This is a genomic window from Brevundimonas bullata, from assembly GCF_003350205.1.
In the GTDB taxonomy this organism is placed as follows: Bacteria; Pseudomonadota; Alphaproteobacteria; order Caulobacterales; family Caulobacteraceae; genus Brevundimonas; species Brevundimonas bullata.
This window is the reverse complement of sequence record NZ_QLLC01000005.1, coordinates 76004-89937: the sequence shown is the minus strand read 5'-3', so window position 1 is coordinate 89937 and position 13934 is coordinate 76004. Positions and strand designations below refer to the sequence as shown.

The 13934-nt window shown below is 64.5% G+C and carries 16 protein-coding genes; 7 read left to right on the top strand and 9 right to left on the bottom strand.

What is annotated here, in order from left to right; genetic code table 11:
- The first annotated feature begins 36 nt into the window (after positions 1–36).
- Together DXK21_RS03695 and DXK21_RS03690 are read left to right on the top strand one after the other, a co-directional pair.
- The gene (locus DXK21_RS03695) at positions 37–402 is read left to right on the top strand and encodes a response regulator (RefSeq protein ID WP_114816429.1); all 366 of its coding nucleotides are present in this window, start codon (positions 37–39) and stop codon (positions 400–402) included.
- 4 nt (positions 403–406) lie between these two features.
- Entirely contained in the window at positions 407–1771 is a 1365-nt protein-coding gene (locus DXK21_RS03690; protein ID WP_114816428.1) for a PleD family two-component system response regulator, read from the top strand.
- Positions 1772–1872: 101 nt separating this feature from the next.
- On the opposite strand, the gene rpmG is transcribed toward DXK21_RS03690, so the two are convergent.
- Positions 1873–2040 carry a 50S ribosomal protein L33 gene (rpmG, locus tag DXK21_RS03685; RefSeq protein WP_003164451.1) on the bottom strand — a complete coding sequence of 56 codons (168 nt, stop codon included), beginning with the start codon at positions 2038–2040 and terminating at the stop codon, positions 1873–1875.
- 135 nt (positions 2041–2175) lie between these two features.
- Here rpmG and DXK21_RS03680 point away from each other — a divergent pair, with 135 nt between their 5' ends.
- On the top strand, positions 2176–2733 hold the full coding sequence (locus DXK21_RS03680; protein ID WP_376856800.1) for a hypothetical protein: 558 nt from the start codon (positions 2176–2178) through the stop codon (positions 2731–2733).
- A 46-nt stretch (positions 2734–2779) separates the two neighbouring features.
- On the opposite strand, the gene DXK21_RS03675 is transcribed toward DXK21_RS03680, so the two are convergent.
- Both DXK21_RS03675 and rnr read right to left on the bottom strand, forming a co-directional pair.
- Positions 2780–3487, bottom strand: a complete 708-nt coding sequence (locus tag DXK21_RS03675; RefSeq protein WP_114816426.1) for an NUDIX hydrolase — start codon at positions 3485–3487, stop codon at positions 2780–2782.
- 184 nt (positions 3488–3671) lie between these two features.
- The gene (rnr, locus tag DXK21_RS03670; protein ID WP_114816425.1) at positions 3672–5999 is read right to left on the bottom strand and encodes a ribonuclease R; all 2328 of its coding nucleotides are present in this window, start codon (positions 5997–5999) and stop codon (positions 3672–3674) included.
- Positions 6000–6113: 114 nt separating this feature from the next.
- Here rnr and DXK21_RS03665 point away from each other — a divergent pair, with 114 nt between their 5' ends.
- Both DXK21_RS03665 and DXK21_RS03660 read left to right on the top strand, forming a co-directional pair.
- Positions 6114–7517 (top strand): pyridoxal-phosphate dependent enzyme, encoded by a 1404-nt coding sequence (locus DXK21_RS03665; RefSeq protein WP_114816424.1) that lies wholly within the window; start codon positions 6114–6116, stop codon positions 7515–7517.
- Positions 7518–7521: 4 nt separating this feature from the next.
- Positions 7522–8685 (top strand): cystathionine gamma-synthase, encoded by a 1164-nt coding sequence (locus tag DXK21_RS03660; RefSeq protein WP_114816423.1) that lies wholly within the window; start codon positions 7522–7524, stop codon positions 8683–8685.
- A 22-nt stretch (positions 8686–8707) separates the two neighbouring features.
- On the opposite strand, the gene DXK21_RS03655 is transcribed toward DXK21_RS03660, so the two are convergent.
- The 6 genes from DXK21_RS03655 to DXK21_RS03630 all read right to left on the bottom strand — a co-directional run bounded on the left by DXK21_RS03655 (position 8708) and on the right by DXK21_RS03630 (position 11873).
- Positions 8708–8968 carry a hypothetical protein gene (locus tag DXK21_RS03655; RefSeq protein WP_114816422.1) on the bottom strand — a complete coding sequence of 87 codons (261 nt, stop codon included), beginning with the start codon at positions 8966–8968 and terminating at the stop codon, positions 8708–8710.
- A gap of 101 nt (positions 8969–9069) precedes the next feature.
- Positions 9070–9282, bottom strand: coding sequence for a cold-shock protein (locus DXK21_RS03650; RefSeq protein WP_114816421.1), 213 nt, complete (start codon positions 9280–9282; stop codon positions 9070–9072).
- A gap of 270 nt (positions 9283–9552) precedes the next feature.
- Positions 9553–9765 (bottom strand): cold-shock protein, encoded by a 213-nt coding sequence (locus DXK21_RS03645; protein ID WP_003167329.1) that lies wholly within the window; start codon positions 9763–9765, stop codon positions 9553–9555.
- A 169-nt stretch (positions 9766–9934) separates the two neighbouring features.
- Positions 9935–10168 carry a hypothetical protein gene (locus DXK21_RS03640; RefSeq protein WP_114816420.1) on the bottom strand — a complete coding sequence of 78 codons (234 nt, stop codon included), beginning with the start codon at positions 10166–10168 and terminating at the stop codon, positions 9935–9937.
- 52 nt (positions 10169–10220) lie between these two features.
- Positions 10221–10916, bottom strand: a complete 696-nt coding sequence (locus tag DXK21_RS03635) for a TorF family putative porin (protein WP_114816419.1) — start codon at positions 10914–10916, stop codon at positions 10221–10223.
- 30 nt (positions 10917–10946) lie between these two features.
- Positions 10947–11873 (bottom strand): NAD(P)H-dependent flavin oxidoreductase, encoded by a 927-nt coding sequence (locus tag DXK21_RS03630; RefSeq protein WP_114816418.1) that lies wholly within the window; start codon positions 11871–11873, stop codon positions 10947–10949.
- Between the two features lie 434 nt (positions 11874–12307).
- Here DXK21_RS03630 and queF point away from each other — a divergent pair, with 434 nt between their 5' ends.
- Entirely contained in the window at positions 12308–12769 is a 462-nt protein-coding gene (gene queF, locus DXK21_RS03625) for a preQ(1) synthase (RefSeq protein WP_114816477.1), read from the top strand.
- A 161-nt stretch (positions 12770–12930) separates the two neighbouring features.
- Positions 12931–13929 (top strand): ParA family protein, encoded by a 999-nt coding sequence (locus DXK21_RS03620; RefSeq protein ID WP_162790568.1) that lies wholly within the window; start codon positions 12931–12933, stop codon positions 13927–13929.
- Positions 13930–13934 lie beyond the last annotated feature (5 nt).

Here is a 13934-nt window from a genome sequence, read left to right as displayed (position 1 = left end):
CGTGCGCAAATTGTTGGCGAAACAGCCGGGTGGCGGATGTCCAAGAAAGTCCTCATCGTCGAGGATAACGAGCTGAACATGAAGCTTTTTCATGATCTGCTCGATTCCCAAGGCTACGAGACCTTGCAGACCCGCGAAGGGCTGCAGGCGCTAGCGATCGCGCGCCAGCACCGTCCCGATCTGATCCTGATGGACATTCAGCTGCCGGAGATTTCCGGCCTGGAAGTGACCAAGTGGCTCAAGGACGATGAGGAGCTGAGCCATATCCCGGTCATCGCTGTCACCGCCTTCGCCATGAAGGGCGATGAGGAGCGGATCAGGCAGGGCGGCTGCGAGGCCTATATCTCCAAACCGATCTCGGTGGTGTCCTTCCTCGAGACGATCCGCAAGCATCTGGGGTAGCGGCATGAGTGCGCGCATCCTGGTCGTGGACGACGTCGAGACCAATGTCCGACTGCTCGAAGCCAAGCTGACGATTGAATATTACGATGTCCTGACCTGCGGCGACGGGCTGACGGCCATCAGTCTGGCCATGGCGGAACAGCCGGATCTGATACTGCTGGACGTCATGATGCCCGGCATGGACGGGTTCGAGACCTGTCGCCGCCTCAAGGATGAGCCTAAGACGCGGCATATTCCCGTGGTGCTGGTGACGGCGCTGGACGGGCGGCATGACCGTATCCGGGGGCTTGAGGCGGGCGCCGACGACTTCCTGACCAAGCCCCTGGATGACGTGATCCTGATGGCGCGGGTCAAGAGCCTGACCCGGCTGAAGATGGTCATGGACGAGCTGCGCGAGCGCGAGGAAAGCGGGCGACGCGTCGGCGTCGACACCGCCGGCGTAGCGCGGCTGAAGGGATCGGGCGGGCGCGTTCTGGTGGTGGACGACAACGCCCTGCAAGCGGCCAAGGTGGCGCAGGAACTGGCGGTCGAGCACCGTCCCCTGGTCGAGGCCGATCCCGTCGTGGCGCTGGAGGTGGCGCGCGGGGCGGTCGATCTGATGATCGTCAATGTCACGTCCGAAGGCTTCGACGGCTTGAGGCTGATCGCCCAGGCGCGCTCGAAGGAGCCGACGCGGCGGTTGCCGATTCTGGCCCTTGTGGATTCGCAGGACCGGCCCCGGCTGCTGAAGGCTCTGGACCTGGGCGCCAGCGACATCCTGACGCGACCAGTGGACCCCGAGGAGCTGTCGGCGCGGGTGCGGACCCAGGTGCGGCGCAAGCGCTATGGCGACTTCCTGCGCGAAAAGCTGGACCACAGTCTGGAGATGGCCGTCACGGACGCCCTGACCGGCCTGCACAATCGCCGCTACATGACCAACCAGCTGCAAGCCCTGGTGGCGCGCACCAATCGCGGCGGCGAGCCGGTGGCGGTGCTGGTGCTGGACATCGACCACTTCAAGGCGGTCAACGACGGCTTCGGCCATGACGCCGGGGACGAGGTGTTGCGCGAATTCTCGGTGCGTCTGGCGACCAATGTGCGAGCCGTGGATCTGCCGTGCCGATTCGGCGGCGAAGAGTTCGTCGTGGTCATGCCCGGCACGACGCTGGAAGACGCCCAGCGGATCGCTGAACGGATCAGGCGCGACGTCGGCGCAGCGCCCTTCCGAGTCATGGACGGAAAGGCTCACCTGAACATCACCGTTTCGGTTGGCGTAGCGGCGACAAGCGGCGTCGAGGATACGCCCGAAGCCCTGCTGAAGCGGGCGGACGAGGGAGTCTATGAGGCCAAGGCTTCAGGCCGGAACAAGGTGGTCGCCCGCGCGGCCTGAACCGCTTAACCGCTGATCGGACAACGAAAAACGCCCGGCTGAAAAGCCGGGCGTTTTGAATTATGCAATCAAGGGAGCCGCAGCTCCGGGCGGTTAGGCCATTACTTGATCTTGCCTTCTTTGAACTCGACGTGCTTGCGGACGACGGGGTCGTACTTCTTGACGACCATCTTTTCGGTCATCGTACGGGCGTTCTTCTTGGTGACGTAGAAGAAGCCGGTGTCAGCGGTGGAGTTCAGGCGGATCTTGATGGAAGCCGGTTTGGCCATCGGAATTACCTTTGCGACGGCGAAAGCCGCATGAAACGAGAGGCGCGGAACATACTCAGGCGGAGATCAAAGTCAACGCCCGCGATGTCACGTTGAGGATTGGCTTCTAGCGGCTAGGCTGCCGGAATGAAAGCCATGACCTCGATCGCCCTTGCGGCCGCCGCCCTGACCCTGTCCGCCTTGCCCGCCGCCGCGCACGCGGAGACGGCTCAGGACGCCTTCTTCAAGAACCTGAGCGCCCTGTGCGGCCAACGGTTTGAGGGCAGGGTGGTGACTACCAACGCCGCCGATTCGGACTTCGCCAGCCAGAGACTCTTGATGCACGTGCGCGACTGCTCGGCCGAAGAGATTCGCATTCCCTTCTGGGTCGGCGCCGACCGCTCGCGCACCTGGGTTGTGACGCGCACGGCGACGGGCCTGAGGCTGAAGCACGATCACCGCCACGACGACGGCACGACCGATGTCCTGCACTGGTACGGTGGCGACACGGCGGGGACGGGCACGGCCGAGCGGCAAGAGTTCCCGGTCGATCAGGAATCCATCGACCTGTTCAACGCCAACAATGCGTCAGTCTCGACCACCAACACCTGGGCGATGGAAGTCCATCCGACGCAGATGTTCGCCTATGAGCTGCGTCGTCCCAACCGCCACTTCCGGGTCGAGTTCGACCTGAAGAAGCCCGTCGCCCAGTAAGAACGAGAGAGCCTTCTCCCCTCCGTGGGGAGAAGGGAAACAGGCGTCAGTCCCTGTGTTCAACCACATGCTGGCCGCGCACCATGCGGACGAAGGGCAGGGGACGGTCGGGGTGAGTCAGCCGCTCGGCCATCTCACCCAGGACGAAACGGGTGATGGCGGGCAGGTCCAGGGCGCGGGCCTCGTCCAGCGGCAGCCAGGCGATCTCGTCCAGTTCGCCTGAGCCCTCGATTCGGTCGGGATCGCGCAGGCCCTCGACCTGAGCCATGAAGAAGCGGGCGTCGAAGCGCCGCGTGCGGCCCGGCGGGGTGATGGCGCGGGCGATGTAGGACAGGACTGACAGGTCGGGCAGGGCGCCCGCCTGACGGTATTCGCGCCACGGCCCGGCGACGGAGGCGGGCGGGGCCGGGCGACCCAGGATCAGCCCGGTCTCCTCAAACGTCTCGCGCACGGCGGTCAGGGCCAGGGCGCGGGCGCGGCGGGCAGGCATTTCCGCCTCCAACCGCCGGGCGACGTCTGACGACAGTTCGCCCGTCGCGGCGGCGGTGAAGTCGGATCGGTCAATGCGCCCGCCGGGGAAAACCCATTTCGAGGCCATGAAGACATGGCCGGGCGCGCGTCGGCCCATCAGCACCTCGGGCCGATCGCCGCCGCGCGTCAGGATCAGGGTGGCGGCGTCCTTGGGCTTCTGGCCGCCTCCGGTGCGCGGGGCGTCAGCGAGGTCCTGAGCGGCGTCGAAGGGCTGGGGTTTCATGGGTGAATTCTCGTCCTTCTCCCCTCCGGGGGAGAAGGTGTCGTGCGGAGCATGACGGATGAGGGGGAGGCCAGCTGTACGCTCGACGTCAACCGTTTTGCGCGCTGAAATGGTCCCCTCATCCGAGGCGCTCCGCGCCCCACCTTCTCCCCCAAGGGGAGAAGGGAGCAGGATTGTTTGGTTTTCACTTCCGCTTGCCCTTGCGAACCCCCTTCAGCCCGCCGGAGGGCTTGACGCCGTTGCGGGGCTTGGGACCGCCGGGGCGACCCTTGCCACGCTTGGGCGGGCCGTCGCCCCCACCGCGGTCATTTCGGCCACGGATGCCGTAGCGCGGGGCCGGGGCGTTGGGGTCGCGGGGGTCAGGCTCGGACACCATTTCCAGCACCAGACCGCCGGTGACGGGCGTGGCCTCCATCAGCTTCACCTCGACGCGACGGCCCAGGGTGAACCGCTTGCCGGTGCGCTCGCCGACCAGGGCGTGGGCGCGGTCGTCGTGGGTGAAATACTCGCTGCCCAGGGTCGAAACCGGCACCAGACCGTCGGCGCCCGTCTCGTCCAGCCGCACGAACAGGCCGAAGCGGGTGACGCCGGTGATGCGTCCGCCGAAAGTAGCGCCGACGTGGTCTTCCAGGAAGGCGGCGATGTAGCGGTCCATGGCGTCGCGCTCTGCGGCCATGGAGCGACGCTCGGTGCTCGTCACTTGCTCGGCGATGGCGGTCAGTTCGGCGATCTCGCGATCCGTCAGGCCGTCCGAGCCCAGGTTCAGGCCGCGGATCAGGCCGCGGTGAACGATCAGGTCGGAATAGCGCCGGATCGGCGAGGTGAAGTGGGCGTAGCGGTCCAGGTGCAGACCGAAGTGGCCGACATTGTTCGGGGAATAGACGGCCTGCATCTGGGTGCGCAGGACCACCTCGTTGACCACCTCGGCGTGGGGGCCGTCGCGAGTCTCGTCCAGCAGCTTGTTGAACCGCTTGGTGTTGGCCGGTTCGCCCTTGTTCCAGGGCTTGCCGATGGTGTGCAGGAAGTCGGCCAGGTTGAAGATCTTCTCCTGGCTGGGCGCTTCGTGGACGCGGTAGATCAGCGGCGTGCGCGTCTTTTCCAGCGTCTCGGCGGCGCAGACGTTGGCCTGGATCATCATCTCTTCGATCAGGCGGTGGGCCTCCAGCGACTTGCGCGGCTCGATGGCGGCGATGCCGCCGCCGGGAGCCATGATGACGCGGCGCTCGGGGCTTTCGATGGCCAGGGGGCTGCGGCGCTGGCGGCCCTTCAGCATGGTCGAATAGGCGTTCCACAGCGGATAGAGGATGGCGTCCATGATCGGACCCGTCACATCATCCTGCTGGCCGTCGATGGCCGACTGGGCCTGTTCGTAGCTGAGCTTGGCGTGGGACCGCATCAGGCCGCGCATGAACTTGTGCCCGGTCTTCTTGCCGTCCTTGTCGAAGATCATGCGCACGGCCATGCAGGCGCGGTTCTCGCCCTGCTTCAGGCTGCACAGGCCGTTGGACAGGACCTCCGGCAGCATGGGCTCGACGCGGTCGGGGAAGTAGGTCGAGTTGCCCTTGTCGCGCGCCTCGCGGTCCAGCGCTGAGTTGGGTCGGACGTAGGCGGCGACGTCGGCGATGGCGACCCAGACGATCCAGCCGTCGGGGTTCTTGGGGTCCGTGTCGCGCTCGGCATAGACGGCGTCGTCGTGGTCGCGGGCGTCAGCGGGGTCGATGGTGATGAAGGGGACTTCACGCAAGTCCTCGCGGCCCTTCAGCGTCGGTAGGGCCTGATCCTCGGCCTCGCGCTCGACCTGTTCCGAGAAGCCGGTCGGCAGGCCGTGGGCGTGGATGGCGATGATGGAGGCGGCGCGGGGATCATCCTCGCGGCCGATGGTCTCGAGAATCTTGCCGCGTTTCGGTCCGTGGCGATGGTCGCTCTTTTCGATCGAGGCCAACACCAGGTCGCCGTCGCGCAGGTCGCCCGCCAGGGCGCTGGGGATCAGCAGTACGTCCTTGGAGCGCTTGTCGACCGGCTCGACGCGGGTCTCGCGCGCCGATTTGCGGATCACGCCCAGGACGCGGTTGGTTCCGGCGTCCAGCCGCTTGACCAGTCGGGCCTCCCAGCCCTCGGTCCCGCGCGAGAACTTGACCAGCAGGCGGTCGCCCATGCCCGGCGCGGGCGTCTTGCCCTCGCGGTCCGGCAGCAGCAGGGCGCGCGGCGCGTCCTCGCCGCCCTTGACCAGTTCGACGTAGAGCTCGCCGTCGGCGTCGCGGTCGACCACGTCGGCCACGCCGACGGCGGGCAGGGCGCCGGCTTCGGAAAAGCCCTTGCGGCCGCGCTTGCCCAGCACGCCTTCGGCCTCCAGCGTCTTCAGCATTTCGCGCAGTTGACGGCGTTCGATCCCCTTCAATCCGAAGACGCGGGAGATGTCGGCCTTCTCGGCCTCGCCGGCTTCGCGCAGGAAGGCGATCAGGGTGTCTTTGTCGGGCAGGCCCGCGGCGGGGCGTTTCGGCGTCTTGGTCATTGCGTCCTTTGTACTGCGCTTCGGGGCAAATAGGTGAAAACTTGCGTGAGTTGACCGCGAGGGCGACGACGCCCAGCTTCCGCCGCTAAACACGCTGTTTTCGGAGCCTTCCGCATGTCGATGTCCGACGCCCCCGTCCTGATCCGCCCCGTGGGCTCTCTGCTGGACCTGATCGGCAAGACGCCGATGGTCGAGGTGACGCGGATCGACACCGGCCCCTGCCGGCTGTTCCTGAAGCTGGAGAGCCAGAATCCCGGCGGCTCCATCAAGGACCGCATCGCCCTGTCGATGATCGAGGCGGCGGAAAACGCGGGCTGGCTGAAGCCGGGCGGCACCATCGTGGAAGCCACGGCGGGCAATACCGGCCTGGCCCTGACCCTGGTCGGCAAGCAGAAGGGCTATAACGTCCTGCTGGTCATCCCCGACAAGATGTCGAAGGAGAAGATCCAGCATCTGCGGGCCATGGGCGCCGATGTCCGCCTGACCCGTTCGGACGTGCCGCACGGCCACCCTGAATACTACACCGACATGGCCGAGCGCCTGGCTCAGCAGATTCCGGGCGGCTATTTCGTCAACCAGTTCGCCAACGACGCCAACTCCGAGGCCCACTTCAAGACGACCGGCCCCGAGATCTTCGAGCAGATGGAGGGCAAGGTCGACGCCTTCGTCGCCGGCATTGGTTCGGGCGGCACCATCACCGGCATCGCCCGCTATCTGAAGGCGCAAGGCTCGGACGCCCAGATCATCCTGGCCGACCCGGTCGGTTCGGCCTTGGCGGGCCTGATCAACGAGGGCGTGGCCGGGCCGGACGGCAGCTATTCGGTCGAAGGCATCGGCCAGAACTTTATGCCCGAGACGGCTGATCCCGACCTGATCGACAAGGCCTATTCCATCCCGGACTCGGAGGCCATCGCCACGGTGCGAGACCTGCTGCTGAAGGAAGGCATTCTGGCGGGCTCGTCGTCCGGCACCCTGATCGCCACGGCCCTGCGCTGGTGCAGGGAGCAGACCGAGCCGAAGCGGGTCGTGACCTTCGTGTGCGATACCGGGGCCAAGTATCTGTCCAAGGTCTATAACGACGCCTGGCTGGCCGATCAGGGCCTGACCCAGCGCGAACTGCACGGCGACCTGTCGGACCTGATCACGCGCAAATACGCCAATGGCGACGTGGTGGTGATCGGCCCCGACGACACCCTGGACACCGCCTTCAAGCGGATGAAGGGCGACGGCGTTTCGCAACTGCCGGTCATTCAGGACGGCCGCCTGGTCGGCATCCTGGACGAGAGCGACATCGTCCACATCATGAATACCGACGAGATCACCCGTAAGGAACGCTTCGCCAAGCCGGTGTCCTCGGCCATGACCCGCGACCTGGACACTCTGCAGGTGTCGGAATCGCTGGACGCCCTGATTCCGATCTTCGACCGCGACCGCGTGGCCATCGTGCTGGACGGCGAGACCTTCGTCGGCCTGATCGCCCGCACCGACCTGATCAACCACCTCAGCCTGAACCGGTAAGCCCATGTCGGACCTGAAGAACAGCCAGGGTTTCTCGACCCGCGCCATCCATGCAGGCCAGAAGCCCGACCCGACGACGGGGGCGGTGATGACGCCGATCTACGCCACCTCGACCTACGCCCAGGAAAGCCCGGGCGTGAACAAGGGGTATGAGTATGCGCGGGGCAAGAACCCGACGCGCGAGGCCTTTGAGGCCTGCATCGCCGATCTGGAGGGCGGGGTTCAGGCCTTCGGCTTCGGTTCGGGCATGGCGGCGACCTCGACGGCGCTGGAGCTGCTGGACGCCGGTTCGCACATCGTCACCGGCGACGACCTCTATGGCGGCTCGTGGCGGCTGTTCGAGCGGGTGCGGCGCCGGTCCATGGGGCTGGACTTCAGCTACATCGACCTGACTGACCTGGCGGCGGTCGAGGCGGCCATCACGGACAAGACGCGGATGCTGTGGGTCGAGACGCCCACCAACCCGCTGATGAAGCTGGCCGACATCGCGGCCCTGTCGAAGATCGCCAAGGCGCACAAGCTGATCCTGGTGGTGGACAACACCTTCGCCACGCCGTGGAGCCAGCAGCCGCTGGCGCTCGGCGCCGACGTGGTCATGCATTCGGCGACCAAGTATCTGAACGGACACTCCGACATCGTCGCCGGGGTTCTGGTGGCCAAGGACGCCGAGGTGGCGGCGCAGATCAAGTTCTTGCAGAACTCCATCGGCGGCGTCATGGGGCCGTTCGACGCCTTCCTGGCCAACCGGGGGCTGAAGACCCTGGGTCTGCGCATGAAGGCGCACAACGAGAACGCCATGGCCGTGGCGCGCTGGCTGGAAGAGCGTGCTGGCGTCGCGAAGGTCATCTATCCGGGGCTGATCAGCCACCCGCAGCACGAACTGGCGGCGCGCCAGATGAACGGGCGCTTCGGCGGCATGGTCACGGTGCTGATCGACGGCGATCTGGAACGGACCAAGCGGGTGCTGGAGCGGGTGCGGGTCTTCACCCTGGCGGAGTCGCTGGGCGGGGTCGAAAGCCTGGTGAACCACCCGGCGATCATGACCCACGCCAGCGTGCCGAAGGAGGTGCGCGAGGCCGGCGGCGTCACCGACAACCTGATCCGTCTATCGGTCGGGGTCGAGGACGTGGAAGACCTGATCGCCGACCTGGATCAGGCCCTGAGCTGAAGGACTCAGGTCTGAACTGAAGTCAGGCCGTCTTGTCGGGCAGGGCGGTCTGATGGCCAGTGACGGGGGCCAGCTTCTTCTTGGGCGCGGCGCGTTTGCGCACGACAAGGGGTTTGGGCGCGGAGGCGATTTCGGCCAGGCGGGCGTCGATCAGCGGCAGGATGTCAGCGGCGGTCGTCACCTGGACGGCAGAGCCGTGCTCGACCAGGCGGGCGGCGTTGGCGCGCAGGGCCTTGAGGTCGGATTCGTTCAGGGTCGGGATTTTATCGGCCAGGGAAGTCATGGGCGTCTCCAGATGGCGTCAGGGCCGGCGCACATGCGACCGGCCCCTCAGCGAATAGAAAGCGATCTCGGCGGCCATACGGTCGCCGATCAGGGCTGAGATTAGTCAGCAGCCTGAAGGCGACCGGCGGATTCTTTACCGCTGCGGCTGTCGCGTTCGATTTCGTAGGAGATCTTCTGACCTTCGTTCAGCATGCCGAGCGAAGAGGCTTCGACGGCCGTAGCGTGGACGAAAACGTCCTTGCCGCCGTCGTCAGGCTGGACGAAGCCGTAGCCCTTGGTGGAGTTGTACCATTTGACAGTGCCGGTAGCCATTTTCAGGACTCCCCGTTTGAGTAGCCACAGGAAGGATATCCTGGAGGCCTGTCGGGTCTGAATGGGATCGGCTTTGGACCTCGGTGCGCGATGCAAAGGGGCAGCAGCGTTTCGCAGAGAGATCGACAAGAAGAAGGTGGGCGCTTTGGAGCCCATTAGCAAGGGCGGGGCGTCATTTGAGTGAAACAGGTCGCCACAAACGAAAACGGCGGCGACAGCCGAAGCCATCGCCGCCGTTCGAAATCCGCGCCGAATGAACGGCGCGAGAAATCAGCCTTCGGTCTTCAGTTGACCGGCCGATTCCTTGCCCGAGCGACGGTCGCGCTCGATTTCGTACGAAACCTTTTGGTTTTCGTCGAGGCCACGCAGGCCGGCAGCTTCGACAGCCGAGATGTGCACGAACACGTCTTTGCCGCCGTCATCGGGTTGGATGAAGCCGTAGCCTTTGGTGGAGTTAAACCATTTAACAGTGCCGGTAGCCATTTTCAGGACCTCCGCTAGTCGTTGGCCAAAAGGAACATCCCTTCGGCCTGTCGGGTCTGAATGGATCGGCTTAGTCCTCGGTGCGCAGAGCAAAGGGCAGCAGCGTTACGCAGAGAGATCGACAGGGAGAATATGGACGGACTTGGCGCCCAAATCAAGACCCTTGATGTCAGGCGTCCTCTTCTTCTTCCTGATCGGCGGCGGCGGTTTCAGCGGGGCCGCCGACGTAGTGCGCCTGGCACAGCTTGCGCAGGGCGGCGGTGATGGTGCCGCCGTACAGGCTGTCCTGAATGCGATCATAGCCCTCGATCTGGAGGGCCTGTTTGACATCGCTGACGGTGCGGCAGGCGCCGCTCCCAGCCAGTTGATAAGCACGTTCTAAGGTCGTCGGACGGAAAGTCATGCCTGTAACGTAGGCCCTTTCCGCCGATTAGCCACCGATGATCGCCAGAAAGTCAGAAGGCGAAGTTGATCCCGGCCACCAGGGCGCCCTTGTATTGCTCGCCCGGAACGTCGGCGTCGGTGTCGTGCCAGCGCAGGTCCAGCTCGACCTTGGGCGTCAGGGCGTAGGCGCCGCCGACGTTCCAGCCGGTGTAGTCCAGGCTGTTGTCCTGTTCGCGACGGCCGACCTCGGCCGAGACGTTGAGCTTGTCGGTGAAATCCCAGCCGCCGCGCAGCGCGACCCAAGTCCAGGCCTTGGTCGAGCCGGTGCCGTCGGGCGAGTGCTGCAACCGCAGGCGGGCGCTGGCCGGGCCGATCGAGCGCTTCATGTCGGCGGTGAATTCCCAGGCGTCGTTGTCATAGCCAGGGTCGGCGTCGAAGCGATTCTTGTGGGCGACGTTCAGGTCGAAGTCGAAGCCGGCGAACTCGGGACGGACGCCGGCGACCAGCTCGGACTCCAGCTTGGAGCCGCCGCCGTCGATGGTTTCCAGACCGCCCGAGCCATAGAAGAGCCCGCTGGCGCTCTCCCATTCCGCCGCGCCATAGGCGAAGGGGTTTCCGTCGGACTTGGACGCGGCCTTGGAGCGGTTGTCGGTCGCGGCGCCGGCCGAGAAGGACCATTTGCCCGCATCCTGGGCGTGAGCCCCGGAGGCCAGCAGGACCAGGGGGGCGGCGGCGAGCCGGGCGGCGTTCGTCAGGGTGCGGAGCATGGGGGCCTCGTGAAAGCGACGATGCCGCTCCTAGAGGCGCTTCTTGTCGAATTTGTCACAGGCTTGCGAAAATTCATCCGTCAACCGCGCGACAAGCTGGGCCGTAGTGGGAATGTCGTGCACCGCGCCCGACCCCTGACCCGCTGACCAGACGGTCTTCCAGGCCTTGGCTTCCTCACCCATGTCCAGCTTGTGTTCGGGCAGGGATTTCGGGTCGATCTTGTTCTCGACCAGGGAGGGGGTCAGGAAGTTGGCCGGGATGCCCGAGACGGCGGGGGTATAGGTGATGTCGGCCGAGCCAGAGGCGACGATCAGGTCTTTGTAGTGCGGCTGCGCCTCGCTCTCGGTCGTGGCGATGAAGCGGGTGCCCATATAGGCGAAGTCGGCGCCCATCATCAGGGCCGCGGCCACGTCCTGACCCGTCGACAGGCAGCCCGCCAGGATGATGGCGCCGTCATAGAAGCTGCGGACCTCATTGATCAGGGCGAAGGGGTTGACCACGCCCGCATGGCCCCCCGCGCCGTTGGCGACCAGGATCAGGCCGTCGACGCCCGCCTCGGCGGCCTTTCTCGCATGGCGGACATTGGCGATGTCGTGGAAGACCACGCCGCCGTAGCCGTGGACCGCATCCACCACGTCGCGCACAGCGCCGAGCGAGGTGATGATCAGCGGCACTTTTTCCTCCACCGAAACCATCATGTCAGCCATCAGGCGCGGATTGGTCGGGTGGACGATGTGGTTGACGCCATAGGCGGCGGCGTCGGGTTTCAGCCGCGACTTGATCTCTTGCAGCCAGTCCCGATAGCCCTCGGTCGTGCGCTGGTTCAGCGAGGGGAAGGTGCCGATCACGCCCGCATTGCAGGCCTCGACCACCAGATCCGGGCCGGACACCAGGAACATGGGCGAGGCGATGACCGGCAGCTTGAGGCCGGACTGCAGGGAAGCGGGAATGGCCACGGATCGTTTCCTCGGGTGGTTTCTGCGGGTTGTTTTAAGGGACGCTAACCGGGTGTCGCGGGGGAAGGCAATCACGCTTTCCTTCCATGACTGCGGCTTTCCATTTCCGCTCATCCCCGCGGAGGCGGGGACCCAGTAAGAGCCTCACGCGCCGCGTTCGGAACGGAGCCCGATGTTTTCCGCGCGGCGTTGGCTGCCAAAACACTGGGTCCCCGCCTCCGCGGGGATGAGCGGATATTTTGGGGCAGCGCTTCGCCGGGAAGCCGCGCCAAAAAAACGGAGTCCAATTCGTCTGAATCGTCTGAAATCCCCCTCAGGCCCATCCGTTCGCGACCGGCATTCTACCACGGCTGAAAGGAGCGCCAGGTCGATTGTGGAAACGCCCGTGCGGCGGCAGGATTTTCTTTGGCGGTGCAAGCGCCTAAATGGCGGGCATGACGCACTATACCGACAGCCTGTCCCAGCTCGGCGCCCAGACCGCCGCCCCGACCAATCCCGAAGAGGCGGTGCTGGAGCGCGTGCCCAATCCGCACGCCGACACGCTCTATGTGGCGCGCTTCACCGCGCCCGAGTTCACCAGCCTTTGCCCGGTGACGGGCCAGCCCGACTTCGCCCACATCGTCATCGACTATGTGCCGGGCGACTGGCTGGTCGAGTCGAAGTCGCTGAAGATGTACCTGACCAGCTTCCGCAACCACGGCGCCTTCCACGAGGACTGCACCGTGGCCATCGGCAAGCGCCTGGCCGACCTGCTGCAACCGAAATGGCTGCGCATCGGCGGCTATTGGTATCCGCGCGGCGGCATCCCCATCGACGTCTTCTGGCAGACGGGCGCGGCGCTGGAGGGCGTGTGGCTGCCGGATCAGGGCGTGGCGACCTATCGCGGGCGGGGGTGAGGGCTGACACGCCTGTGTGTGCATTGATGCCGTCGGGGACAAAATAGGCCGCAACTATAAGTTTGTATCGAATTCTCTGCGGTGTAATCTGCTTACCATATTCAGTTCCAGTATGGCGTTCCGGTATGGGTAGGCAGAAATCAGCTAATCGCGGGAAGACGATGATCAGAATTGCGCTTTTTAATCACAAGGGAGGCGTCGGTAAAACGACGCTTACTGTAAATATTGCGGATGCTCTTTCGGACCTTGGCAAGAAGGTTTTGATCGTAGATGCTGATCCTCAGTGTAACGTAACTTCATTCTACCTAAATGAGCCCCAGCTAGAGAAGCTGCTTGGGGAATCTGGCGAAGACGGTGCCAGCTCAACGATCTGGTCAGCGTTGAAGCCAGTGGTTGAGGGGCGTGGGGATGTGGCCCCTATCGCCTACTGGAATGTTCCTAACGGTGTTTCTCTCCTTCCTGGAGATGTCCTGCTCTCCGATTATGAGGAAGAGCTCCCGACGGCATGGACGGAGTGCTTTGCGCGTAGGCAGCGAGGTTATTCCGTAACGACTGCGCTCTCGCGTCTTGTCACGACGACTGCCACGGAAGTCGGGGCCGATGTTGTTATGTATGATGTCGGACCAAATGTTGGGGCTCTCAACAGAGTCGTACTTTTGGACTGTGATCTTTTCATCACGCCAGTCGCGGCTGACCTGTTTTCTCTTCGTGCACTTTCCACAGTGGGAAGATCAGTGGCGAAATGGATTATTGACTGGCAAACCATCAGGTCGCTCGCTGCGCCCGATGATCGTGATGCGATTTTCCTCGGAAAACCCAAATATGGCGGGTATATTACTTCCGCCTTTAAGATTCATTCGGGTGCGAATGCTGCAAACCCTCATGCGCTTTGGGAAAAAAAGATCGCTCCTCGAGTTCGTGACCGCGTGGTCAATGTTCTCGGCGCTGTGGATTGGGATTTGGCGCCAAGTTACACTGGAGGAAATAAGTTAGGGCAAGTAAAGAACTTTCATAGTTTGGCGCCAAAGGCGCAGGAGAAGGGTGTTGGCATCGGCAAGCTGCGCGGCCATGTGAACCCTGGTCACTACGAGACTGTCGACGATGCAAAGGAGACGTTCCAGCACCTCGCCAAGGAGATCATCAAGCGCGCTGGAATCTAACGTAT